General features: G+C 56.0%; 23 protein-coding genes and 1 tRNA gene. 16 read left to right on the forward strand and 8 right to left on the reverse strand.

Annotation, left to right across the window (positions count from 1 at the left end):
* Window positions 1–11: 11 nt before the first annotated feature.
* Both fhuF and AB3N39_RS03015 read right to left on the reverse strand, forming a co-directional pair.
* A complete protein-coding gene (fhuF, locus tag AB3N39_RS03010) occupies window positions 12–800 on the reverse strand; it encodes a siderophore-iron reductase FhuF (protein ID WP_133293742.1) in 789 nt (262 codons plus the stop codon).
* Between the two features lie 95 nt (window positions 801–895).
* Window positions 896–1,960 carry a diguanylate cyclase gene (locus AB3N39_RS03015; protein WP_029740020.1) on the reverse strand — a complete coding sequence of 355 codons (1,065 nt, stop codon included), beginning with the start codon at window positions 1,958–1,960 and terminating at the stop codon, window positions 896–898.
* Between the two features lie 215 nt (window positions 1,961–2,175).
* On the opposite strand from AB3N39_RS03015, the gene AB3N39_RS03020 reads away from it, so the two are divergent.
* Window positions 2,176–2,445 (forward strand): DUF1435 domain-containing protein, encoded by a 270-nt coding sequence (locus AB3N39_RS03020; protein WP_367897066.1) that lies wholly within the window; start codon window positions 2,176–2,178, stop codon window positions 2,443–2,445.
* 69 nt (window positions 2,446–2,514) lie between these two features.
* On the opposite strand, the gene AB3N39_RS03025 is transcribed toward AB3N39_RS03020, so the two are convergent.
* Both AB3N39_RS03025 and rsmC read right to left on the reverse strand, forming a co-directional pair.
* A tRNA-Leu gene (locus AB3N39_RS03025) sits at window positions 2,515–2,600 on the reverse strand.
* Between the two features lie 172 nt (window positions 2,601–2,772).
* The gene (rsmC, locus tag AB3N39_RS03030; RefSeq protein WP_111964095.1) at window positions 2,773–3,801 is read right to left on the reverse strand and encodes a 16S rRNA (guanine(1207)-N(2))-methyltransferase RsmC; all 1,029 of its coding nucleotides are present in this window, start codon (window positions 3,799–3,801) and stop codon (window positions 2,773–2,775) included.
* A 102-nt stretch (window positions 3,802–3,903) separates the two neighbouring features.
* Here rsmC and AB3N39_RS03035 point away from each other — a divergent pair, with 102 nt between their 5' ends.
* The 8 genes from AB3N39_RS03035 to AB3N39_RS03070 all read left to right on the forward strand — a co-directional run bounded on the left by AB3N39_RS03035 (window position 3,904) and on the right by AB3N39_RS03070 (window position 10,265).
* A complete protein-coding gene (locus tag AB3N39_RS03035) occupies window positions 3,904–4,317 on the forward strand; it encodes a DNA polymerase III subunit psi (RefSeq protein WP_008502079.1) in 414 nt (137 codons plus the stop codon).
* Window positions 4,286–4,729, forward strand: a complete 444-nt coding sequence (rimI, locus tag AB3N39_RS03040) for a ribosomal protein S18-alanine N-acetyltransferase (protein WP_111964094.1) — start codon at window positions 4,286–4,288, stop codon at window positions 4,727–4,729. Before AB3N39_RS03035 ends, rimI begins: the two co-directional genes overlap by 32 nt.
* 19 nt (window positions 4,730–4,748) lie before the next feature.
* Window positions 4,749–5,426 (forward strand): pyrimidine 5'-nucleotidase, encoded by a 678-nt coding sequence (yjjG, locus tag AB3N39_RS03045; RefSeq protein ID WP_127729548.1) that lies wholly within the window; start codon window positions 4,749–4,751, stop codon window positions 5,424–5,426.
* 91 nt (window positions 5,427–5,517) lie between these two features.
* A complete protein-coding gene (prfC, locus tag AB3N39_RS03050) occupies window positions 5,518–7,107 on the forward strand; it encodes a peptide chain release factor 3 (RefSeq protein WP_008502076.1) in 1,590 nt (529 codons plus the stop codon).
* 299 nt (window positions 7,108–7,406) lie between these two features.
* Window positions 7,407–8,024: a molecular chaperone OsmY gene (gene osmY / locus AB3N39_RS03055; protein WP_039260909.1), complete on the forward strand. Its 618-nt coding sequence runs from the start codon at window positions 7,407–7,409 to the stop codon at window positions 8,022–8,024.
* A gap of 127 nt (window positions 8,025–8,151) precedes the next feature.
* Window positions 8,152–8,313 carry a DUF1328 domain-containing protein gene (locus AB3N39_RS03060; protein WP_003856556.1) on the forward strand — a complete coding sequence of 54 codons (162 nt, stop codon included), beginning with the start codon at window positions 8,152–8,154 and terminating at the stop codon, window positions 8,311–8,313.
* 120 nt (window positions 8,314–8,433) lie between these two features.
* Window positions 8,434–9,486, forward strand: a complete 1,053-nt coding sequence (locus tag AB3N39_RS03065) for a patatin family protein (RefSeq protein WP_024908268.1) — start codon at window positions 8,434–8,436, stop codon at window positions 9,484–9,486.
* Window positions 9,483–10,265, forward strand: a complete 783-nt coding sequence (locus tag AB3N39_RS03070; protein WP_367897067.1) for a TatD family hydrolase — start codon at window positions 9,483–9,485, stop codon at window positions 10,263–10,265. The genes AB3N39_RS03065 and AB3N39_RS03070 overlap by 4 nt, the downstream gene beginning before the upstream one ends.
* On the opposite strand, the gene AB3N39_RS03075 is transcribed toward AB3N39_RS03070, so the two are convergent.
* Both AB3N39_RS03075 and AB3N39_RS03080 read right to left on the reverse strand, forming a co-directional pair.
* Window positions 10,260–11,120 (reverse strand): YjjW family glycine radical enzyme activase, encoded by an 861-nt coding sequence (locus AB3N39_RS03075; protein ID WP_143344628.1) that lies wholly within the window; start codon window positions 11,118–11,120, stop codon window positions 10,260–10,262. The two genes, AB3N39_RS03070 and AB3N39_RS03075, sit on opposite strands and share 6 nt — an antisense overlap.
* Complete coding sequence (locus AB3N39_RS03080) at window positions 11,095–12,642, reverse strand: YjjI family glycine radical enzyme (protein WP_133293747.1); 1,548 nt, start codon at window positions 12,640–12,642, stop codon at window positions 11,095–11,097. Before AB3N39_RS03080 ends, AB3N39_RS03075 begins: the two co-directional genes overlap by 26 nt.
* A gap of 262 nt (window positions 12,643–12,904) precedes the next feature.
* On the opposite strand from AB3N39_RS03080, the gene deoC reads away from it, so the two are divergent.
* From deoC to deoD, 4 genes are all read left to right on the forward strand, one after another.
* Window positions 12,905–13,684, forward strand: coding sequence for a deoxyribose-phosphate aldolase (gene deoC, locus AB3N39_RS03085; protein ID WP_023303054.1), 780 nt, complete (start codon window positions 12,905–12,907; stop codon window positions 13,682–13,684).
* A 101-nt stretch (window positions 13,685–13,785) separates the two neighbouring features.
* Window positions 13,786–15,108, forward strand: coding sequence for a thymidine phosphorylase (gene deoA / locus AB3N39_RS03090; RefSeq protein ID WP_288459185.1), 1,323 nt, complete (start codon window positions 13,786–13,788; stop codon window positions 15,106–15,108).
* Between the two features lie 53 nt (window positions 15,109–15,161).
* Window positions 15,162–16,385 (forward strand): phosphopentomutase, encoded by a 1,224-nt coding sequence (gene deoB, locus AB3N39_RS03095; protein ID WP_288459182.1) that lies wholly within the window; start codon window positions 15,162–15,164, stop codon window positions 16,383–16,385.
* 89 nt (window positions 16,386–16,474) lie between these two features.
* A complete protein-coding gene (gene deoD, locus AB3N39_RS03100; RefSeq protein WP_032643987.1) occupies window positions 16,475–17,197 on the forward strand; it encodes a purine-nucleoside phosphorylase in 723 nt (240 codons plus the stop codon).
* Between the two features lie 61 nt (window positions 17,198–17,258).
* On the opposite strand, the gene lplA is transcribed toward deoD, so the two are convergent.
* Window positions 17,259–18,275 carry a lipoate--protein ligase LplA gene (gene lplA / locus AB3N39_RS03105; RefSeq protein WP_367897068.1) on the reverse strand — a complete coding sequence of 339 codons (1,017 nt, stop codon included), beginning with the start codon at window positions 18,273–18,275 and terminating at the stop codon, window positions 17,259–17,261.
* Window positions 18,276–18,314: 39 nt separating this feature from the next.
* Entirely contained in the window at window positions 18,315–18,959 is a 645-nt protein-coding gene (locus tag AB3N39_RS03110) for a YtjB family periplasmic protein (protein ID WP_367897069.1), read from the reverse strand.
* Between the two features lie 117 nt (window positions 18,960–19,076).
* Here AB3N39_RS03110 and serB point away from each other — a divergent pair, with 117 nt between their 5' ends.
* From serB to nadR, 3 genes are read left to right on the forward strand one after another with little or no spacing between them, the layout of a single operon-like run.
* Entirely contained in the window at window positions 19,077–20,045 is a 969-nt protein-coding gene (gene serB / locus AB3N39_RS03115) for a phosphoserine phosphatase (RefSeq protein ID WP_136195634.1), read from the forward strand.
* Window positions 20,046–20,056: 11 nt separating this feature from the next.
* Window positions 20,057–21,442 (forward strand): DNA repair protein RadA, encoded by a 1,386-nt coding sequence (gene radA / locus AB3N39_RS03120; RefSeq protein ID WP_136195633.1) that lies wholly within the window; start codon window positions 20,057–20,059, stop codon window positions 21,440–21,442.
* Window positions 21,443–21,477: 35 nt separating this feature from the next.
* Window positions 21,478–22,710, forward strand: coding sequence for a multifunctional transcriptional regulator/nicotinamide-nucleotide adenylyltransferase/ribosylnicotinamide kinase NadR (gene nadR / locus AB3N39_RS03125; RefSeq protein ID WP_006810194.1), 1,233 nt, complete (start codon window positions 21,478–21,480; stop codon window positions 22,708–22,710).
* The last annotated feature ends 35 nt before the right edge of the window (window positions 22,711–22,745 follow it).

The raw sequence follows: 22,745 nt of genomic DNA on the forward strand, positions 1-22,745 counted from the left end.
AATTCACTGCTCTACTTCAGCGTACAGTCCCCACACTGCTTAACGTCCGGCAGGCGATAGCGCTGGCAGCAGGTGCGGCGAACCAGAAGCCCATCACGGAGCACGACGGTGCGGAATAGAGGGTTGTCACGGCCATCGGAAAGCTGTTTTGCAAAGAAACAGGACTGACGCAGGGCATCAACGTTCTCATCACCAAGCAGAGGCTTCATTTCCGTTAAATACCAGTGGATTAAATAGCCCGTATTGCTCCAGATAAGCTTTGCGTTAATCTCTCCCGTCGCTTCAAGCACTTCCACCACCGGAATCAGGGCCTGGATGATAAGCTGCTCCATACGTTCCTGAGCCGTCAGGCGTTCAGCGTTCTGGTCTTCGTGGAGATCAATCCAGAAACAGGCCGCACGCCCGGTTTCGTGGAACTCGACGTGGAAATTATCCGGCGAGAGTTCCAGCATGCTCTTCTGGGTTAACAGCGCCAGCATGAGGGGGGGCACCATCAGCCCGATATACCACTGCGCCCATAGAGAGAGCAGGGGTTTATTTTCCCGCGTAAGGGTGGGCTGATTGCGATAGATATGGTCGGAATAGGTAGCCAGCAGAGACCGCAGTTTTGTCGGGTGACGCCACTCTGAGAGCGTCATGGCGTGATTCGGGTGCGCTTCATCAAGCCGGATGAAGTCCAGCAGGTGGGCGCGCGTCTCCGCAATCTTATCCCGTATGGCATCCGCAAGCGAAACATTCCCGCTGGTGAGGGGCGCTCGCCAGAGGAGTGGTTCGACGATGTGTGCGGTATGCGTAGCCATAGTATAGATAGAAATCTAAATGATAATGATTGCCAATCCTAACTATTGCTTATACCAATGGCAAGACTTTTGTCCGGGTGACATCGTCGTGATGTTTAAGCCGTCTGCAGCTCTTCACTCAGCAGAATGTTATTGCGCCCCATATGCTTGGCTTCATAGAGGGCTTTGTCCGCTTTTTCCAGCGCACCTTCTACGTCTTCATCCTCGAAAATGGCAATACCAATGCTGATGGTGACGTTTGTCGCGACGCTCTCGTTAAACAGATGCGGGATTTTCAAATCGTAGACTTTCTGACGGATCCGCTCGGCCGTCTGGCGAGCATGTTCGAGAGAAATATTCGTCAACAGCACCATAAACTCTTCCCCGCCAAAACGCGCCACAATATCGCGAGAACGCACGGCGTCGCGGATTGCCGCAGAGACACGCTTCAGCGCCTGGTCGCCCATCATGTGGCCATAATGGTCGTTATAGGCTTTGAAGTGATCGATATCCATCAGCAGGACAAAATGCTCGCCATTTTCAACCGTCGGCAGATTCTCCAGACGGCTTTGCAGACCGCGACGATTATAAAGCCCGGTAAGCGGGTCCATCATGCTGAGATCGGTAAGGGTTTCTCGCTCTTCCAGAAGACGTGAGAGCAGCTCCTGAGCAAAACGGTCGTTACGTGTTTGCAAAATGTTATGAATAGCAATTGCCACCACAGGAAGTGCGAAAGAATAGGTCATTCTCAGCCATATATCGTGATCGCTTAACCACAGGCAGACAATAAACGTAGGCAGTGAATGCAGCGTAAAGGCTTTGATATTACTGGCGAATGCCAGCGTTCCGATAAAAAGCACCGTTAATAGGGCGATTAACAAATACGTCGCGTGATCGTGGGTAATTAAGGCGAATTTAGACACAATTTGCCAGGCCCACAAAATACCGAATATCCCTGAAACAACAGGAATATTTATCTTCCGCGCGCGCTTTCTCCAGTGCCAGACGAACAGGCCGGTGCTGATGGAGAAAATAGCAATAAGTGGGGCAGATAACAGGCGTACAGAATTGAGCGGATTTGTTACCGAGAACACTGCCGAGGTTGCGTTCAGAAATAAAAATAAACGTAACGACAATTGATATTTTCTGTGAACCAAAGACCGCCAGGATTGTGATGTCATAGTCGTGCGTTTTTATTAAAATTTAATTAAAACAAATAAGTAGGTGCTATATCGCAATAAAATATGAAAAAAACTCAAAGAGTAATTATCAGAAAATCTTTAGATGTTGTTAACAGGTGTGCAATTTATCACCTTAGGCAATTCCTGTCATTACGGGAAAGGTAAAGGACGATGGATTTTGATTCATTCAGCTGACAAATGATAATTCGTGTCATATGATATTGGTTATCATTATCGTTCCGAGAGGGCAGAGCATGTTGAACAGGGCGCTTGGCAGTGGTTGGGGGGTATTGCTACCGGGAGCCATTCTCGGCGGGTTGACGTTTGCCGATCTCTCCCTTGATACATGGAAAACGATCATTGTGTCAGGACTGTTAGTCACGTCAGGCATGATCTGGCATAAGCAATTGCGCCACTTTGTTTTACTACCATCATGTGTAGCACTGGTCAGTGGAATTCTGGTGATACTGATGAGCTTGAAATAACAGGGAAAAGAAGAGGAACTACAGAAGGGATGTAAGATAATTGATGCGAGAGAAGGGATGTAAGATAATTGGTGCGAGGGGGGGGACTCGAACCCCCACATCCTAAGGACACTAACACCTGAAGCTAGCGCGTCTACCAATTCCGCCACCTTCGCATACCATCGATACTGTAAAAGTATCGTAACCACGGAGGCGCATTCTAGATGTTTTCAGCTTTACGTCAACAGAAAAGTGCGCGCGACGCCTTGATTGCTGCAAAAATGGCCGATGCAGGCGCCATGCGGAGCCGGATGGTGCTTGCACTTATCCGGCCTGCATGAGTGGAGATTACTTTTTGGCCTGACGCGTCATCACGGTACGGTAGACCTTAAAGCGGCCGGTCTGGGCGATCACTTCGTGGAAACCGAAGGTTTCGTCAAGCACTTTCGGGTACGCCAGGAAGGCGTTCGCGACAATACGCAGCTCACCGCCGCTGTTGAGGTGACGGACCGCGCCACGGATCAGCGTTTGCGCGGCTTCCAGGCTGGTCTCCATACCGTCGTGGAACGGCGGGTTAGAGATGATCATGTCGAAGCGACCGGTGACGTCGGAGAAGACGTTGCTGGCAATCACCTCGCCTTCAATGCCGTTTGCGGCAAGCGTTGCGCGGCTGGCTTCTACCGCCGGAGCGCTCACGTCACACAGGGTTAAGCGCACTTTTGGTGAATGGCTGGCGAGCACGGTAGAGAGCACGCCCGCGCCGCAGCCCACGTCCAGCACTTTGCCTTTGGTGTGCGGCGTCAGAGTGGAAAGCAGCAACTTGCTGCCCGTATCCAGCGCATCGCGGCTGAACACGCCCGGCAGCGTTTTGATGGTCAGGCCGTCAAGCTGGTACTCGTCCCAGTAAGCCTGGGGATCAAACGTTGTCTGTTTTTCCAGACGGCCATGGTAGAGACCACAGCGGCGAGCGCTGTCGACTTTATTCAACGGCGCGTAGCCTTCCAGCATCTGTTCAGCGCTACGCACGCCGCTGCGGTTTTCACCGACCACGAAAATATCGCAGCCGACCGGCAGCAGGGAGAGCAGGTTCATCAGCTGGAACTGGGCCTCAGGTTTATTCTTCGGCCAGTAGTAGATCAGCGTATCGCAGTCGGCAATATCGCTCTGCTCTGCCACCAGGCTAAAGCGCGCGCGCTCGCCCATCTGGCGGCTCAGCACCTGCCAGTGGTGGTAGTATTGGGTATGGGCACGGCTTTCAGCACAGTCGAAACGCGCAGGCAGGTCATCCTGCATATCTCCGGCAAACAGAATACGGCTTTCTTCGAAATCATCACTGTGACGCAGCAAGACTTCACTTGCCGGGGTAAATGCAGACATGAATTGTTCCTCAATAAACTCAGGCGGGGATTATAGTAGGTAGATGGCGCACTTTCGACACATTTGCTATATTTGCGCGCCTGAGAGACAGGAGTTTTCCCTATGACATCCCGACGAGACTGGCAGTTGCAGCAGCTGGGCATTACCCAGTGGGCTTTGCGTCGCCCGACGGCGTTGCAGGGCGAAATCGCCATCTCCATCCCGGCGCACGTTCGTCTTGTGATGGTGGCGGAAGAACTGCCTGCCCTGAATGACCCCCTGATCGGTGATGTCCTTCGCAGCCTGAAGCTGACGGCCGACCAGGTTTTACCGCTGACGCCAGAGCGTGTCGCGATGCTGCCTCCTGATAGCCGCTGTAACAGCTGGCGTATCGGAGAGGCAAATGAGATCTCTCTTCAGGGGAGCCAGATCTGCTCGCCAGCGCTGGACGAACTGAAAGCCAACCCAAAAGCGCGCAGCGCGCTATGGCAACAAATCTGCGAATATGAACACGATTTCTTCCCTCACGACGCCTGACCTGTCCACCGCGTTCGCGATTGAAACACGCGCCCACGCGTTTCCGTGGAGCGAAAAAACCTTCGCCAGCAATCAGGGCGAACGGTATCTGAACTACCGCCTGGACGTTGACGGCACCATGGCCGCTTTCGCGATCACGCAGGTTGTTCTTGATGAAGCGACGCTGTTTAATATCGCGGTTGATCCCGCGTTTCAGCGCCGTGGGCTGGGAAGAGAACTGCTTGAGCACCTCATCCGTGAGCTCGAAACCCGTGACGTTTTCACCCTGTGGCTGGAGGTGCGCGCGTCGAATGTCGCCGCCATCGCGCTCTATCAAAGCTTAGGCTTTAACGAGGCGACAATCCGCCGTAACTACTACCCCACCGCAGAGGGACGTGAAGACGCCATTATCATGGCTCTGCCGATTGGATAACGAATATAAGGTTGTAACGATGAAATGGGACTGGATTTTCTTTGATGCCGACGAAACGCTGTTTACGTTTGATTCGTTCGGCGGCCTGCAGCGGATGTTTCTCGACTATAGCGTAACCTTCACCGCTGAAGATTTTCAGGACTATCAGGCGGTAAATAAGCCGCTGTGGGTGGATTACCAGAACGGTGCCATCACCGCGTTACAGCTTCAGCACCAGCGCTTTGACGTCTGGGCGGAACGCTTAAAGGTCAGTCCGGGGACGCTGAACGAGGCTTTCCTTAACGCCATGGCCGATATCTGTGCGCCGCTGCCGGGCGCGGTTTCCCTGCTGAATGCGTTGAAAGGCAAGGTGAAACTTGGGATCATCACCAACGGTTTTACCGCCCTGCAGCAGATCCGCCTTGAGCGCACCGGCCTGCGCGATCATTTCGACGCGCTGGTGATCTCGGAAGAGGTTGGCGTGCCGAAGCCGGATCCGCGTATTTTCGATTATGCGCTGGCGCAGGCCGGAAATCCCGACCGCGATCGCGTCCTGATGGTGGGTGATACGGCAGAGTCAGATATCCTGGGCGGCATGAAGTCAGGTCTGTCAACCGTGTGGCTCAACGCGCATGGCCGCGTGAAGCCTGAAGGCATCGAGCCGACCTGGACCGTCACGTCGTTGAACGAACTGGAGCAACTCCTGTGTAAACAATGATTGCCTGCCCCCCGTTGATGGGTAAAATAGCCGCAATTTTGTATTCCATGATGCGTGGCGTGCTGCCGCGCTTATAAAAGAAGATTTAATTATGACGTTGTCTCCTTATCTGCAAGAGGTGGCCAAGCGCCGCACTTTTGCCATTATCTCTCACCCGGATGCCGGTAAAACGACCATCACCGAGAAGGTGTTGCTGTTCGGACAGGCGATCCAGACTGCGGGTACCGTTAAAGGCCGTGGTTCCAGCCAGCATGCAAAATCCGACTGGATGGAGATGGAAAAGCAGCGTGGTATTTCGATTACCACCTCCGTGATGCAGTTCCCGTATCACGACTGCCTGGTGAACCTGCTGGACACCCCGGGCCACGAAGACTTCTCCGAAGATACCTACCGTACCCTGACGGCGGTGGACTGCTGTCTGATGGTGATCGACGCCGCGAAAGGTGTAGAAGACAGGACCCGTAAGCTGATGGAAGTCACCCGTCTGCGCGATACGCCGATCCTCACCTTTATGAACAAGCTCGACCGTGACATCCGCGATCCGATGGAGCTGATGGATGAAGTAGAAAACGAGCTGAAGATCGCCTGTGCGCCAATCACCTGGCCAATTGGCTGCGGTAAGCTGTTCAAAGGGGTGTATCACCTTTATAAAGACGAAACTTACCTGTACCAGACCGGTAAAGGCCACACCATTCAGGAAGTGCGCATTGTTAAAGGTCTGGACAACCCGGATCTGGACGCGGCGGTTGGGGAAGAGCTGGCCGCGCAGCTGCGCGACGAGCTGGAGCTGGTCAAGGGCGCGTCTCACGAATTCGACAAAGAGCTGTTCCTGAGCGGCGAAATTACCCCGGTCTTCTTCGGTACCGCACTTGGTAACTTCGGCGTTGACCACATGCTCGACGGCCTGGTGGAGTGGGCGCCGCAGCCGATGCCGCGCAAAACCGACACCCGTGAAGTGGAAGCAAAAGAAGAGAAGTTCACCGGCTTCGTGTTTAAGATTCAGGCCAACATGGATCCGAAACACCGTGACCGCGTGGCCTTTATGCGCGTGGTGTCCGGTAAATATGAAAAGGGCATGAAGCTGCGCCAGGTGCGTATCGGGAAAGACGTTGTAATCTCCGACGCGCTGACCTTTATGGCGGGTGACCGTTCGCACGTTGAAGAGGCCTATCCGGGCGACATCATCGGGCTGCACAACCACGGCACCATCCAGATCGGTGATACCTTCACCCAGGGCGAAATGATGAAGTTCACCGGTATTCCGAACTTCGCGCCGGAGCTGTTCCGTCGTATTCGTCTGCGCGATCCGCTGAAGCAGAAACAGCTGCTGAAAGGCCTGGTTCAGCTCTCCGAAGAGGGCGCCGTGCAGGTCTTCCGCCCAATCGCGAACAACGATTTGATCGTTGGCGCGGTCGGCGTGCTGCAGTTTGACGTGGTCGTTGCGCGTCTGAAGAGCGAGTACAACGTGGAGGCGATTTACGAATCGGTGAACGTCGCGACTGCGCGCTGGGTTGAGTGTTCTGACGTGAAGAAATTCGAAGAATTTAAGCGTAAGAATGAAGTTCAGCTGGCGCTGGATGGTGGCGATAACCTGACCTATATCGCGCCAACGATGGTGAACCTGAACCTGACGCAGGAACGTTACCCTGACGTTCAGTTCCGTAAAACCCGCGAGCACTAATCCCCTCTCTGAGCACGGCTTCCGCCGTGCTCTTCTTTAATTCCTGTCTTATTAATCCCTTGCGGAATGTTCTTAATTCAACGCAATTTCACGCTATTCGCGCGTTTTTTGCCCAATTCTGAAAGCGGCTCTGTGAGAGTGATCTATATTTAACTCAGTGTTTAACACCGGGCGTGGATAAATTAACTGTTCAATGCATGACTTTAGGTTATCCATTTTGCCCGCGTGTTTATTCGCAATATATAAAACTACTAAGGAAGTATGCAGCCCGAATAACGGGTCAACACAGGAATAGATCGATGAATATGACAAGACTGAAGATTTCTAAAACTCTGCTGGCTGTAACTCTGGGTAGCGTTCTGGTGAGCGGCTCCGCCCTGGCGGAAAGCAGCACCATGGATAAAGCACAATCCACGGCCGATAACGCAGGGCAAAAAATCGATAGCTCTATGAATAAAGTCGGCAACTTCATGGATGACAGCTCAATCACAGCAAAAGTGAAAGCCGCACTGGTGGATGATGAAGCCATTAAGAGCACCGACATTTCCGTTAAGACCGACAAGAAAGTGGTCACGCTGAGCGGCTTTGTCGAAAGCCAGGCTCAGGCTGAACAGGCGGTAAAAGTGGCGAAAGGCGTCGAAGGTGTCGCCTCCGTCAGCGATAAGCTGCACGTCCGTGACGGCAAAAACGCGTCGGTGAAAGGTTATGCCGGTGATGCAGCCACCACCAGCGAAATCAAAGCTAAACTTTTAGCGGATGACATCGTGCCGTCCCGTAAGGTGAAAGTAGAAACCACCGATGGCGTGGTTCAGCTTTCCGGTACGGTAGATTCGCAGGCGCAAAGTGAACGTGCCGAGTCCATCGCGAAAGCGATTGACGGTGTGAAAAGCGTTAAAAACGATCTGAAAACGAAGTAAATCTTGACCATTCGCCCGTCTGGCTAACACCAGCGGGCGAAATAAGAACGACTCTGGAAAAACGCCGGTGAGTGACCTGAGCGCTCACGTTTAGCGGCCGACATTAACTATGGTAAAGGAGAAGCTTATGTTTCGTTGGGGCATTATATTTCTGGTTATCGCGTTAATTGCCGCCGCATTGGGCTTTGGTGGACTGGCAGGTACAGCGGCATGGGCAGCTAAAATTGTCTTCGTTGTGGGTATTATTCTGTTCCTGGTCAGCCTGTTTACGGGACGTCGACGTCCGTAGCAAACGCAATATTCCTTCAACAAAATAAAGCCAGTCACTGTGACTGGCTTTTTCTTATTTGCGTAACAGGTCGGGTGCGTTACTGTGGTGTTATAAAATAATCAAAACAGGAAAGCAGAGGTGGGGCAACGAATTCCCGTTACGCTCGGCAATATTGCGCCGCTGACGTTAAAACCGTTCCGCGCAGGTCAACTCGCGCTGGTCTGCGAGGGTGGCGGACAGCGCGGCATTTTCACCGCTGGCGTGCTCGACGAATTTATGCGCGCGCAGTTCAACCCGTTTGACCTCTATTTCGGCACGTCTGCCGGGGCGCAGAACCTCTCTGCCTATGTCTGCAACCAGCCCGGCTACGCGCGAAAGGTCATCATGCGCTATACCACGGCGAAAGAATTTTTTAATCCGGTGCGCTTTGTGCGCGGCGGCAACCTGATCGATCTCGACTGGCTGCTGGAGTCGACCTCCAGCCAGATGCCGCTGGCCATGGACACCGCCGCGCGTCTGTTTGATAGCGGCAAAGAGTTCTGGATGTGCGCCAGCCGGGGCGATGACTATTCGCCGGGCTATTTTTCGCCTCAGAAAGAGAACTGGCTGGACATCATCCGCGCCTCCAGCGCGATCCCCGGTTTTTATCGTACCGGCGCCCTGCTGGACGGCATTAGCTATCTGGACGGCGGGATCAGTGACGCGGTGCCGGTGCAGGAAGCCGCCCGTCGCGGGGCGAAAACCATCGTGGTGATCCGCACCGTGCCGTCGCAAATGTATTACACCCCGCAGTGGTTTAAGCGGATGGAGCGCTGGCTGGGCGACAGCAGCCTTCAGCCGCTGGTGAATATCGCGAAGCAGCATGAAACAACCTACGGCGCGATGCAGCGATTCATTGAAAAGCCACCGGGTAAGCTGCGTATTTTTGAAATTTATCCGCCTAAGCCGCTGCTGAGCATGGCGCTGGGCAGCCGCGTCCCTGCGCTGCGCATGGATTACAAAACGGGGCGGCTGTGCGGACGCTACTTCCTGGCGACGGTGGGTAAAATGCTGGCAGAGCAACCACCTCTTCATCGCCATAAACGCATTATTACGCCGCCTGCGATTGTCGCTAACGATGCCCTGACGATGCCGCTTGTGGATATTCCGCAGGCGAATGACGCTTTACTGGATAACGAGGATCTGGCGTGACGCACCGCTTTATTGATACCCACTGCCACTTCGATTTCCCGCCGTTTACGGGGGATGAAGAACACAGTATTGCGAAAGCGGCCGAGGCAGGCGTTCAGGCCATCATTGTGCCTTCAGTGGAAGCAGCCTATTTTTCCCGCGTGCTGGATCTTTCCATGCGGCATTCCGCGCTCTATGCCGCGCTCGGCCTGCATCCGATTGTGATTGAGCGGCATCGGGATGAGCACATTGAGAGGCTTGATGAGGTACTGCAGACCGCAGGCGACAAGCTTGTCGCCATCGGTGAGATCGGCCTCGATCTTTATCGCGAGGATCCGCAGTTTGAGCGCCAGCAGACGATCCTCGACGCGCAGCTCAGGCTGGCGAAGCGCCACGATCTGCCGGTGATCCTCCACTCAAGACGCACGCACGATAAGCTGGCGATGCACCTGAAACGCATCGATCTGCCGCGCAGGGGCGTCGTGCACGGTTTCTCCGGCAGCCTGCAGCAGGCGCAGCGTTTCATTAAACTGGGCTATAAAATTGGTGTGGGTGGCACCATCACCTATCCGCGCGCCAGTAAAACCCGTGACGTGATGGCACAGCTGCCGCTGTCGGCGCTTCTGCTGGAAACTGACGCGCCGGATATGCCGCTGAACGGTTTTCAGGGACAGCCGAATCGCCCGGAACAGGCGGCGCGCGTGTTCACCACCCTGTGTGAACTGCGTCAGGAGCCGGAAGAGGTGATTGCCGATGCTCTGCTGGAAAATACGCGTTCGGTATTTGGCATCACGCTATAGATAAAGCGCCGGGCGGATCACCGTTATTTTCTGTTTTTCCAGCGCCCGCGCCAGCGGTTCAACGTCTTCTGGCGTGGCGCTGCGCCATGACGCTGCCTCACCGTATACGCCGTGCGCATGAAACGCGTTAAGGCGTACCGCCACGTTTCCCAGCCCGTGGATAAACGCCGTCAGCGGCTTCAGATGTTCCAGGTAATCACACTGCCCCGGAATCACCAGCAGGCGGAGCTCCGTCAAACGGTGACGATCTGCCAGCCAGCGGATGCTCTGCTTGATCTGCGGGTTTTCGCGCCCGGTCAGGAAGCGGTGGTGTTCGTTCCCCCACGCCTTCAGGTCCAGCATCGCGCCATCCAGTACCGGCAGCAGCTTTTGCCAGCCGGTTTCGCTTAACAAGCCGTTGCTGTCGACCAGGCAGGTCAGATGATTCAGGGCGGGATCGGCTTTGATCGCAGAGAATAGCGTCACTAAAAACGGCAATTGAGTTGTGGCTTCCCCGCCGCTTACGGTGATCCCCTCTATAAACGGTGCAGATTTGCGGACCTGGGTGAGGATCTCCTCCACGCTGAAGCGGTGCGCCATGGGCGTCGCCTGCTGCTGGCACAGGTGCAGGCAGGTGTCGCACTGCTGGCAGTCGCTCTCCTGCCACCAGACGCGCCCGGCCTGAATGGTCAGCGCGTCGTGCGGGCAGTGGGGCACGCAGTCCCCGCAGTCATTGCAGCGGCCGATCGTCCACGGGTTGTGGCAGGTTTTACAGCGCAGGTTGCAGCCCTGCAGGAACAGGGCCAGGCGGCTGCCCGGCCCGTCCACGCAGGAAAAAGGGATGACCTGACTAACTAAAGCGCATCTGCTGTTCATGGCTTATCACGCGCGGCTGACGTTCCAGAATACGGGTATTACGTGCGGCTTCTTCACCCAGCCACGTGGTGTTCGTTCTCGACCCTGCTTCGCGGTATTTCTCCAGATCCGATAGCCGCACCATATACCCGGTTACGCGCACCAGATCGTTACCCGCTACGTTGGCGGTAAACTCACGCATACCCGCCCTGAACGCGCCCAGGCACAGCTGAACCACCGCCTGCGGGTTGCGTTTTACTGTTTCATCCAGCGTCAGAATATCGCTTATCCCGGAAGAGTAGTGCTTGTGATGGGGAGCCACCGCCAGCAGGTGGCTGATGGGATCCGGCTCGTCGCCGTAGGGCAGGCGCGCGCCTGGCGTGGTACCCGAATCGGAGCTGATCCCCGACTGGGCATGAAGCATCGCGCGCTGCTTCCAGGCGTGCTTCACCGGCGTGTTTTCGACAAACGCCGCAAGCTGTTCGCTGATGCGATAGCCCAGCGCGTTGGCCTGCTCATCTTTTCCGTAGCGTCCCGCTATTCCTGCTTTCTCACAAAGCGAGTTTACCGCTTCCGCCAGGCCGTAAATGCCAAACATTGGCACAAACCGATCGGCATCAATCAGCCCCTCTTTCACCAGGAAGCTATTCTCAAAGAAGCCAGATTGCTCGTACAGGAAACCGCAGCGTGCATCGATGATGGCCATTTGCTGCTGGCAGTAGTGCGGGAGCGTGCGGGTGAAGAAGTCTTCAATGGATGTGCTGCGTTCAGCAATGGCTTTGAGGTTAAGGCGCACCAGGGTGCTGCCACCGCCTGCAAGCGGCAGGGAGTTGTAACAGCTCACCACGCCGTAACGGCCTTTTGTGAAAATTTTATCATTCACCGGGCCATAAGAAATATGCGGTTTGCTGCATTCACATATGTTTTTTGCTACCTCAAGCAGCAAGTCGTCCGGGGTGATATCGGGATCGTAGATAAAGGTCAGGTTTGGCGCGACCTGCTTCAGCTCTGCATCGGCCCGCAAAATGGCACGGGTGATGGGGCCGTCAGCAGGCCCGATGTTTGCGTGCATAAAGGCATCCGGCAGCGTACGGTCGAGATAGCGCCAGAAACGTTTTATTCGGCTATCGATCTCTTCTTGTGTTAGAATTCTAACATAAGGTTGCAGCAACGCATCAAGCTGACCGAGATAGACCGGCATCGATGTGACGGACGGAACATGATGGTAGAGGATGGTTAACAGCGAGAGGGCATCGTCGAGATCTTTTGCCCCTTCCAGCTCAAGCCATTCTGAACCATTAGCCAGAAATTTTGCGTAATCCGGCAGAACGTAACGGGGTTTGTAAGGCGCATGGCCTTCGAACATGTCGCAGATAAACCCCTCGTCCAGCGCGGCGCGCGCAGCTTCAGGAAGTGCCGGATACGGCAGGTTGTTTTCCGCTTCCAGCGCCAGAAAATGACGTTTTTGTTCCGGGGTTAACACCGGGCTTGTCACAATCTGCTGGCAACGTTGCTGCAGGGCGTCGGGGCTGGAGTGGGGCATATTCGCTTCCTTGAATGTTCTGCGGATGATGAACGGATTGTAGAAAGCCTGCCTGTTGGCGCTTTTGATCCCACAGGGGGTATTGCTGCTTTAGTCGGCAATTTGCGCACTAAAGTTTGAAGAAGATCTCATTACAGTAATGCAAATTAGTACGCAGTTTTCATTAACTGTGATGAATGTCGAAGTGTGGATGCGGGTGAATGTTAGAATACTCACAGACCCGCAAGGTAAAATTTATACGGCACTGCCGTTGGAGAATGTTATGACCGATTTAACTGCAAGCAGCCTGCGCGCGTTGAAACTGATGGACCTGACCACCCTGAACGATGACGACACCAATGAGAAAGTCATCGCCCTGTGCCATCAGGCGAAAACGCCGGTGGGTAATACCGCAGCCGTTTGTATCTACCCGCGCTTTATCCCGATTGCCCGTAAGACGCTGAAAGAGCAGGGCACCCCGGACGTGCGCATTGCAACCGTGACTAACTTCCCGCACGGCAACGACGATATCGACATTGCGCTGGCAGAAACCCGCGCGGCGATTGCCTACGGCGCAGACGAAGTTGACGTGGTGTTCCCGTACCGCGCGCTGATCGCCGGTAACGAGCAGGTCGGTTTTGACCTGGTGAAAGCCTGTAAAGACGCGTGTGCGGCGGCAAACGTGCTGCTGAAAGTGATCATCGAAACCGGCGAGCTTAAAGAAGAGGCGCTGATTCGTAAGGCGTCTGAAATCTCCATCAAAGCCGGTGCGGATTTCATTAAAACCTCTACCGGTAAAGTGCCGGTGAATGCGACCCCGGAAAGCGCGCGCATCATGATGGAAGTTATCCGCGACATGGGCGTGTCCAAAACCGTCGGTTTCAAACCTGCGGGCGGCGTGCGTACCGCTGAAGACGCGCAGCAGTTCCTGGCGATTGCCGACGAGCTGTTTGGTGCCGACTGGGCCGATTCTCGTCACTACCGCTTCGGCGCCTCCAGCCTGCTGGCCAGCCTGCTGAAAGCGCTGGGTCACGGCGACGGTAAGAGCGCAAGCAGCTACTAAGTTTGAATTGCCGGGTGGCGCTACGCTTACCCGGCCTACCCGGATCGTGGTCGGGTAAACCGTACCCGCCACCATTCACCCGATTCCTCATGGGGGTTACCGTGTTTCTCGCACAAGAAATTATTCGTAAAAAACGTGATGGTCATGCATTAAGCGACGAAGAGATCCGCTTCTTCATCAACGGCATTCGTGATAACACCGTCTCAGAAGGGCAGATTGCGGCTCTGGCGATGACCATTTTCTTCCACGATATGTCGATGCCTGAGCGCGTGTCGCTGACCATGGCGATGCGAGATTCAGGAACCGTTCTGGACTGGAAAAGCCTCAACCTTAATGGCCCGATTGTGGATAAACACTCCACCGGCGGCGTGGGCGACGTGACCTCCCTGATGCTCGGCCCAATGGTGGCAGCCTGTGGTGGTTACATCCCGATGATCTCCGGACGCGGCCTGGGCCACACCGGCGGTACGCTCGACAAACTGGAAGCCATTCCGGGTTTCGATATCTTCCCGGACGACAACCGCTTCCGCGACATTATTAAAGACGTTGGTGTGGCGATTATCGGCCAGACCAGCTCTCTTGCTCCGGCAGACAAGCGTTTCTACGCGACCCGCGACATCACCGCGACCGTTGACTCCATCCCGCTGATCACCGCCTCTATCCTGGCGAAGAAGCTGGCGGAAGGGCTGGATGCGCTGGTGATGGACGTGAAGGTGGGCAGCGGCGCCTTTATGCCAACCTATGAACTCTCTGCGCAGCTTGCCGAAGCGATCGTTGGCGTCTCCAACGGCGCGGGCGTGCGCACCACCGCACTGCTCACCGACATGAATCAGGTGCTGGCCTCCAGCGCCGGTAATGCCGTCGAAGTGCGTGAGGCCGTCCAGTTCCTCACCGGAGAATACCGTAACCCGCGTCTGTTTGACGTCACCATGGCGCTGTGCGTTGAGATGTTAATCTCCGGCAAGCTCGCCAAAGACGACGCTGACGCCCGCGCAAAACTGCAGGCGGTGCTGGACAACGGCAAAGCGGCGGAGATCTTTGGTCGCATGGTTGCCGCGCAGAAAGGCCCGACCGATTTCGTCGAAAACTATGCGAAGTACCTGCCAACCGCGACGCTCAGCAAAGCGGTGTATGCCGATAGCGAAGGGTTTGTCTCTGCGATGGACACCCGCGCGCTGGGTATGGCGGTGGTCTCGATGGGTGGCGGCCGCCGTCAGGCGTCAGACACCATTGACTACAGCGTCGGCTTTACCGATATGGCCCGTCTGGGCGATAGCGTTGACGGTCAACGTCCGCTGGCGGTAATCCACGCCAAAGACGAAGCCAGCTGGCAGGAAGCGGCTAAAGCGGTGAAAGCGGCAATTACGCTTGACGATAAAGCACCGGAAACCACACCGACTGTCTATCGCCGTATCACCGAATAGCGGTATACTGATCTGATCGATAATTTTTGAAGCACTACGTACGGAGAACAATTATGAAACGTGCATTTATTATGGTGCTGGACTCATTCGGCATCGGCGCAACCGAAGATGCGGAACGTTTTGGTGACGTGGGTTCCGATACCATGGGTCACATCGCGGAAGCCTGTGCGAAAGGCGAAGCGGACAACGGTCGTAAAGGCCCTCTGACTCTACCTAACCTGACCCGCCTCGGGCTGGTGAAAGCGCATGAAGGCTCTACCGGTAAAATCGCAGCCGGAATGGACGGCAACGCGGAAGTCGTGGGTGCCTACGCCTGGGCTCACGAGCTCTCCTCCGGTAAAGACACCCCGTCTGGTCACTGGGAAATTGCCGGTGTGCCTGTGCTGTTCGACTGGGGTTATTTCTCCGATCACGAGAACAGCTTCCCGCAGGAACTGCTCGATAAGCTGGTGAAGCGTGCCAACCTGCCGGGTTACCTGGGCAACTGCCACTCTTCCGGTACCGTGATTCTGGACCAGCTCGGCGAAGAGCACATGAAAACCGGCAAGCCAATTTTCTACACTTCTGCTGACTCCGTGTTCCAGATTGCGTGCCATGAAGAGACGTTTGGCCTGGATAAACTCTACGAGCTGTGCGAAATCGCCCGTGAAGAGCTGACCGAAGGCGGCTACAACATTGGTCGCGTGATCGCTCGTCCGTTTATCGGCGACAAAGCGGGTAACTTCCAGCGTACCGGTAACCGTCATGACCTTGCCGTTGAGCCACCGGCGCCAACCGTGCTGCAGAAGCTGGTTGAGGAGAAGGACGGTAACGTGGTGTCTGTGGGTAAAATCGCGGATATCTACGCCAACTGCGGCATCACCAAAAAAGTGAAAGCCACCGGTCTGGATGCGCTGTTCGATGCCACCATCAAAGAGATGAAAGAAGCGGGCGACAAGACCATTGTCTTCACCAACTTCGTGGACTTCGACTCCTCCTGGGGCCACCGTCGCGACGTCGCTGGCTATGCGGCCGGTCTGGAACTGTTCGACCGCCGTCTGCCGGAGCTGATGGAGCTGGTAGGTGAAGATGACATTCTGATCCTGACCGCAGACCACGGCTGTGACCCAACCTGGACCGGTACCGACCATACCCGTGAGCACATTCCGGTGCTGGTGTACGGCCCGAAAGTGAAGCCGGGCTCGCTGGGTCACCGTGAAACCTTCGCGGACATCGGCCAGACCCTGGCGAAATACTTTGGTACGTCTGACATGGAATATGGCAAGGCCATGTTCTGAATCATGTTGGGTGAGGTCTGATGCCCTCACCCCGACCCTCTCCCGCAGGGAGAGGGTGAAAAGAATAAACAATGTTAAAGGAACTGAAGATGGCAACTCCTCACATTAACGCAGAAATGGGTGATTTCGCTGACGTCGTATTGATGCCGGGCGACCCGCTGCGCGCGAAGCACATTGCAGAAACCTTCCTGGAAGACGTGCGTGAAGTGAACAACGTTCGCGGCATGCTGGGCTTCACCGGTACCTATAAAGGCCGCAAAATTTCCGTTATGGGCCACGGTATGGGTATCCCATCCTGCTCTATCTACACTAAAGAGCTGATCACCGATTTCGGCGTGAAGAAAATTATCCGCGTTGGCTCCTGCGGCGCGGTGCGCATGGACGTTAAGCTGCGCGACATCGTTATCGGTATGGGTGCCTGCACCGATTCCAAAGTTAACCGTATGCGTTTCAAAGACCATGACTTCGCAGCGATTGCTGACTTCGGCATGGTGCGCGACGCGGTTGACGCAGCAAAAGCGCTGGGCGTTGAAGCGCGCGTGGGTAACATCTTCTCTGCTGACCTGTTCTATGCCCCGGACGGCGGCGAGATGTTCGACGTGATGGAAAAATACGGCATCCTGGGCGTGGAAATGGAAGCGGCGGGTATCTACGGCGTCGCGGCTGAGTTTGGTGCGAAAGCGCTGACCATCTGTACCGTGTCTGACCACATCCGTACCCACGAGCAGACCACCGCTGCCGAGCGTCAGACTACCTTCAACGACATGATCAAAATCGCGCTGGAATCCGTTCTGCTGGGCGATAAAGCGTAATTCTGTCTCTTCCCTCCCTCTCCCTGTGGGAGAGGGCTGGGGTGAGGGCACCAGACCGCACCTAGCGCACGGCCTGCGCAATCCATGCTGACAAATCCCTTAACTCTTTCTCCTGCTCAGGGAAATCCCCAATCAACGCGTCACACTCCTGCTGCAGCATATCCGCCCGATACAAACAGCCCTGCAGACGAGCGGCCAGGGCCTCTAACGGTGCCGGATTGAGACTATCCGTAAAGACCTGCGTACGGGTAATGTGGCCCTTCTCCACGTCAAAGTGCAATTCCACGCCGCCCCAGGTAAAACGCTCATCCAGTAGATGGGAAAACGCAGGAGCCTGACCGAAGTTCCACTCCCAGCTGCTCTGGCGGGCGAAGGTGTCGGCGAAGTTGGGCAGATCCGGGGTTTTGTCTGGGGAGATCACTTCTGCTTCCACGCGCTCGCCGTAATGTTCAAAGAACGCTTCACGGATCGCGTGGCAAATCTGCTCGTGCGTAATCCCCGGCAGCAGCTCCACCAGATTTGCCACGCGCCCGCGTACGGACGTAATGCCCTTAGCCTGTAACTTTTTCTTATCAGGATTAAGGTAGTTCGCCAGACGGCTGAGATCGGCATTCAGCAGCAAGGTGCCGTGGTGGAACCCGCGATCCATCGTTTCGCGGTAGGCGGAGCCGGAGACCTTCCGGTCGCCCTCGGGGGTTTTCACCACCAGATCGTTACGTCCGGAGGCTTCAGCCGTCACGCCGAGTGAATTCAGCGCATTGAGGACAATCGAAGTTGAGATGGTTTTGTCGTATTCCGGTTTTCCCGCCATAAAGGTAAAGCAGGTATTGCCCAGATCGTGAAAGACCGCGCCACCGCCGCTGCTCCGGCGCGCGAGGCGGACGTTATCCTCTTCCATACGCCGCGTATTGCACTCTTTCCACGGGTTTTGCGCGCGGCCGATCACGACCGTATCGGCGTTACGCCAGAGAAACAGGACGCGCTGGGTGGCAGGCATCTGGCGGAAAATGCACTCTTCTACCGCGAGATTAAACCAGGGATCGTAAGAGTCAGAGATAAGCAGGCGTAACGTCGTCATGGCAAAGTTCCTTTTCCGAATCGTTCGCCTACTTTATCACTATTCTTTCTTCTCGCTCTCTTCGTCTTCGGGAACGGATCTGCTGGCGGTCAGCAGGAACGGGGATTGCTGCCATCGCGAGCGCTTGCCGCGAAGCAGGGTGCGCGCCAGCACAACGCCGATGGCGAGAGAAAGCAGTAGCATCAGGCGCAGAATATTGGTGGTATTATCGACCTGCTTGGCTTCAGTGGGCAGGGTGTGGGTGTCGAGCGTCAGGCGCAGATACCCCAGGGGGCCATTCTTACCCTGAATAGGTTCAACAAGCTGCTGGTTGAAGTAGCCGCCGGCTTTTTTACCGTCAAGCGCCAGCCTGTCGCGCACGTCAACATGTTCGCCCGCGCGGGCAATCAGGTTGCCTTGCTCATCATAGACGCCCGCATCAAGAATGCGGCTATTCTCCGTGAGCAGGAGTAAAACCTGGCCTATTCGCTTATCGTCCGGCGTTTCGGTTCGCATGGACGGTGCGACGTTGAGCGTCACCTGGCGTGCCAGCGTGCGGGCCAGCTCTTCAAACTGCGGGTTGCGTTGCCGTTGATGATTCTGGCTAAACCACGATGCCCCCTGCATCAGCACCACTAAGAGTGCGAGACAGGAAAGGACGATCACGGCGCGATGGAGCCGGAATTTCAGTTTTGCGCGAGCCATATTCCACCTGCTGAAAATTTACGGCTTAATGTTGCCAGAAGTGATGGTTACAGGGTAGCCTCATGCGTTATTTTCCCTCTGCAACCTTCCGGCGCGAACGAAATTACAGGAGCTTTAATGCCGAACATTACCTGGTGTGACCTGCCAACGGATGTCTCTTTATGGCCAGGATTGCCGCTCTCTTTAAGTGGCGATGAGGTGATGCCTCTGGATTACCATGCCGGTCGTAGCGGCTGGCTCCTCTATGGACGCGGTCTGGATAAGCAACGCCTGACCCAGTATCAAACCAAACTGGGGGCCGCGATGGTCATCGTCGCCGCCTGGTGCGTGGAAGACTATCAGGTCATTCGCCTGGCGGGCTCTTTGACGCAGCGCGCCACGCGTCTGGCGCATGACGCCGGGCTGGACGTCGCGCCGCTGGGTAAAATTCCGCACCTGAAAACGCCTGGCCTGCTGGTCATGGACATGGACTCTACCGCCATTCAGATCGAGTGTATCGACGAAATTGCGAAGCTGGCGGGCAGCGGCGAGCTGGTGGCGGAAGTCACCGAGCGTGCGATGCGCGGCGAGCTGGATTTCACCGCCAGCCTGCGACAGCGCGTGGCGACCCTGAAAGGGGCCGATGCCAACATTCTGCGCCAGGTGCGCGACGTGCTGCCGCTGATGCCAGGGCTGACGCAGCTGGTGCTGAAGCTGCAGTCCCTCGGCTGGAAGGTGGCAATCGCCTCCGGTGGCTTCACCTTCTTCGCAGATTACCTGCGGGAAAAACTGCATCTGACCACCGTGGTGGCCAATGAGCTGGAGATCATGGACGGCAAGCTGACCGGCCAGGTGATCGGCGATATCGTTGATGCCCAGTACAAAGCCAATACGCTGACGCGTCTGGCGGAAAAATATGAAATTCCGGTTATCCAGACCGTCGCTATCGGGGACGGCGCGAACGACCTGCCGATGATCAAAGCGGCCGGCCTGGGCATTGCCTACCATGCCAAGCCAAAAGTGAATGAAAAGACGGAAGTCACTATCCGTCACGCTGACCTGATGGGGGTGTTCTGCATTCTCTCCGGCAGCCTTAATCAGAAATAACGAGGTAAACCGTGGCGAAAGCTCCAAAACGCGCATTTGTCTGTAATGAATGTGGTGCGGATTATCCGCGCTGGCAGGGGCAATGCAGCGCCTGTCATGCCTGGAACACCATCACCGAAGTGCGTGGTGTGGCGGCTTCGCCGAGCGTGGCGCGCAATGAACGCCTGAGCGGCTACGCGGGCAATGCGGGCGTGGCGAAGGTGCAAAAACTTTCGGACATCAGCCTCGAAGAGCTGCCGCGCTTCTCCACCGGGTTCAAAGAGTTTGACCGCGTGCTCGGCGGCGGCGTGGTGCCGGGGAGCGCCATTTTGATCGGCGGTAACCCGGGCGCGGGTAAATCGACCCTGCTGCTGCAAACGCTCTGCAAGCTCGCCGAACAGATGAAAACCCTGTACGTCACGGGCGAAGAATCACTGCAGCAGGTGGCGATGCGCGCGCACCGTCTGGGCCTGCCGACCGGCAATCTGAACATGCTCTCCGAAACCAGCATCGAGCAGATCTGCATGATCGCCGAAGAAGAGCAGCCGAAGCTGATGGTGATCGACTCCATCCAGGTGATGCACATGGCGGACATTCAGTCCTCGCCGGGCAGCGTGGCGCAGGTGCGTGAAACGGCGGCCTACCTGACGCGCTTTGCCAAAACGCGCGGCGTGGCGATTGTGATGGTCGGCCACGTGACCAAAGACGGCTCGCTGGCGGGACCGAAGGTGCTTGAACACTGTATCGACTGCTCCGTCATGCTCGACGGCGACGCGGACTCCCGTTTCCGTACCCTGCGCAGCCATAAAAACCGCTTTGGGGCGGTGAACGAGTTAGGCGTGTTTGCCATGACCGAGCAGGGGCTGCGCGAAGTCAGCAACCCGTCGGCGATCTTCCTGAGCCGGGGAGATGAGACCACCTCCGGCAGTTCGGTGATGGTGCTGTGGGAAGGCACGCGCCCGCTGCTCGTCGAAATTCAGGCGCTGGTGGACGTGTCGATGATGGGCAACCCGCGGCGCGTGGCGGTCGGTCTGGAACAGAACCGTCTGGCGATCCTGCTGGCGGTGCTGCACCGTCACGGTGGGCTGCAGATGGCGGATCAGGACGTTTTCGTTAACGTGGTGGGTGGCGTGAAAGTCACTGAGACCAGCGCAGACCTGGCGCTGCTGCTGGCGATGGTCTCAAGCCTGCGCGACAGACCGCTGCCGCAGGATCTGGTCGTCTTCGGTGAGGTGGGCCTCGCCGGGGAAATCCGTCCGGTGCCCAGCGGCCAGGAGCGTATCTCCGAGGCGGCAAAACACGGTTTCCGCCGGGCTATCGTTCCCGCTGCTAACGTGCCGAAAAAAATCCCGGAAGGGATGCAGGTTTTCGGCGTGAAGAAACTCGCAGATGCGTTAAATGTCTTTGACGACTTATAATTACGTATTCGATTTTGCAGGAGGCACCGTAATTTATGTCATCATTTGACTACATCAAGACCGCTATCCGCCAGAAGGGCTGCACTCTGCAGCAGGTGGCGGACGCCAGCGGCATGACCAAGGGTTATTTGAGCCAGCTGCTGAACGCCAAAATCAAAAGCCCCAGCGCGCAGAAGCTGGAAGCGCTGCACCGCTTTCTGGGGCTGGAATTCCCGCGTATGCAAAAGAACATCGGCGTGGTGTTCGGCAAGTTTTACCCGCTGCATACCGGGCATATCTATCTGATCCAGCGAGCCTGTAGCCAGGTTGACGAGCTGCACATCATCATGGGCTACGATGAAACCCGCGATCGTCAGCTGTTTGAGGACAGCGCCATGTCGCAGCAGCCGACCGTGCCTGACCGCCTGCGCTGGCTGCTTCAGACCTTCAAGTACCAGAAAAACATTCGCATTCATGCCTTTAACGAAGAGGGCATGGAGCCGTATCCGCACGGCTGGGACGTGTGGAGCAACGGCATCAAAGCGTTTATGGAAGAGAAGGGCATTGCGCCTAACTGGATCTACACCTCTGAAGAGTCCGATGCGCCGCAGTTCCGCGAGCATCTGGGCATCGAGACGGTGCTGATCGATCCGAAACGCACCTTCATGAACATCAGCGGAGCGCAGATCCGCGAAAATCCGTTCCGCTACTGGGATTACATCCCGACCGAGGTGAAGCCGTTCTTTGTGCGCACCGTCGCGATCCTGGGCGGCGAGTCGAGCGGTAAATCAACGCTGGTCAACAAGCTGGCGAATATCTTCAATACCACCAGCGCATGGGAGTACGGCCGCGATTATGTCTTCTCGCACCTGGGCGGCGACGAGATGGCGCTGCAGTATTCCGACTATGACAAAATCGCGCTCGGTCACGCCCAGTACATTGATTTCGCAGTGAAATATGCCAACAAGGTGGCGTTTATCGATACCGATTTTGTCACCACTCAGGCGTTCTGTAAAAAATACGAAGGGCGCGAGCACCCGTTCGTGCAGGCGCTGATTGACGAATATCGCTTTGACCTGGTGATCCTGCTGGAAAACAACACCCCGTGGGTGGCCGACGGCATGCGCAGCCTAGGCAGCTCCGTTGACAGGCGTGAATTCCAGTCCATGCTGGTGGAGATGCTCAACGAAAACAACGTTGAGTTTGTGCACGTGGAAGAGTCGGACTACGACTCCCGTTTCCTGCGCTGCGTCGAGCTGGTGAAGGAGATGATGGGGGAGCAGGGGTAAAAACTTACTCCTCACCCTAACCCTCTCCCTGCGGG

The organism is Enterobacter vonholyi (assembly GCF_040834095.1).
GTDB lineage: Bacteria > Pseudomonadota > Gammaproteobacteria > Enterobacterales > Enterobacteriaceae > Enterobacter > Enterobacter vonholyi.

What these genes read in the sequence shown, in the direction of transcription:
- fhuF (WP_133293742.1), bottom strand. Translation starts at nt 800, where the DNA reads ATGGCTACGCATACCGCACACATCGTCGAACCACTCCTCTGGCGAGCG.
- AB3N39_RS03015 (WP_029740020.1), bottom strand. Translation starts at nt 1,960, where the DNA reads ATGACATCACAATCCTGGCGGTCTTTGGTTCACAGAAAATATCAATTG.
- AB3N39_RS03020 (WP_367897066.1), top strand. Translation starts at nt 2,176, where the DNA reads ATGATATTGGTTATCATTATCGTTCCGAGAGGGCAGAGCATGTTGAAC.
- rsmC (WP_111964095.1), bottom strand. Translation starts at nt 3,801, where the DNA reads ATGTCTGCATTTACCCCGGCAAGTGAAGTCTTGCTGCGTCACAGTGAT.
- AB3N39_RS03035 (WP_008502079.1), top strand. Translation starts at nt 3,904, where the DNA reads ATGACATCCCGACGAGACTGGCAGTTGCAGCAGCTGGGCATTACCCAG.
- rimI (WP_111964094.1), top strand. Translation starts at nt 4,286, where the DNA reads ATGAACACGATTTCTTCCCTCACGACGCCTGACCTGTCCACCGCGTTC.
- yjjG (WP_127729548.1), top strand. Translation starts at nt 4,749, where the DNA reads ATGAAATGGGACTGGATTTTCTTTGATGCCGACGAAACGCTGTTTACG.
- prfC (WP_008502076.1), top strand. Translation starts at nt 5,518, where the DNA reads ATGACGTTGTCTCCTTATCTGCAAGAGGTGGCCAAGCGCCGCACTTTT.
- osmY (WP_039260909.1), top strand. Translation starts at nt 7,407, where the DNA reads ATGAATATGACAAGACTGAAGATTTCTAAAACTCTGCTGGCTGTAACT.
- AB3N39_RS03060 (WP_003856556.1), top strand. Translation starts at nt 8,152, where the DNA reads ATGTTTCGTTGGGGCATTATATTTCTGGTTATCGCGTTAATTGCCGCC.
- AB3N39_RS03075 (WP_143344628.1), bottom strand. Translation starts at nt 11,120, where the DNA reads ATGAACAGCAGATGCGCTTTAGTTAGTCAGGTCATCCCTTTTTCCTGC.
- AB3N39_RS03080 (WP_133293747.1), bottom strand. Translation starts at nt 12,642, where the DNA reads ATGCCCCACTCCAGCCCCGACGCCCTGCAGCAACGTTGCCAGCAGATT.
- deoC (WP_023303054.1), top strand. Translation starts at nt 12,905, where the DNA reads ATGACCGATTTAACTGCAAGCAGCCTGCGCGCGTTGAAACTGATGGAC.
- deoB (WP_288459182.1), top strand. Translation starts at nt 15,162, where the DNA reads ATGAAACGTGCATTTATTATGGTGCTGGACTCATTCGGCATCGGCGCA.
- deoD (WP_032643987.1), top strand. Translation starts at nt 16,475, where the DNA reads ATGGCAACTCCTCACATTAACGCAGAAATGGGTGATTTCGCTGACGTC.
- lplA (WP_367897068.1), bottom strand. Translation starts at nt 18,275, where the DNA reads ATGACGACGTTACGCCTGCTTATCTCTGACTCTTACGATCCCTGGTTT.
- AB3N39_RS03110 (WP_367897069.1), bottom strand. Translation starts at nt 18,959, where the DNA reads ATGGCTCGCGCAAAACTGAAATTCCGGCTCCATCGCGCCGTGATCGTC.
- serB (WP_136195634.1), top strand. Translation starts at nt 19,077, where the DNA reads ATGCCGAACATTACCTGGTGTGACCTGCCAACGGATGTCTCTTTATGG.
- nadR (WP_006810194.1), top strand. Translation starts at nt 21,478, where the DNA reads ATGTCATCATTTGACTACATCAAGACCGCTATCCGCCAGAAGGGCTGC.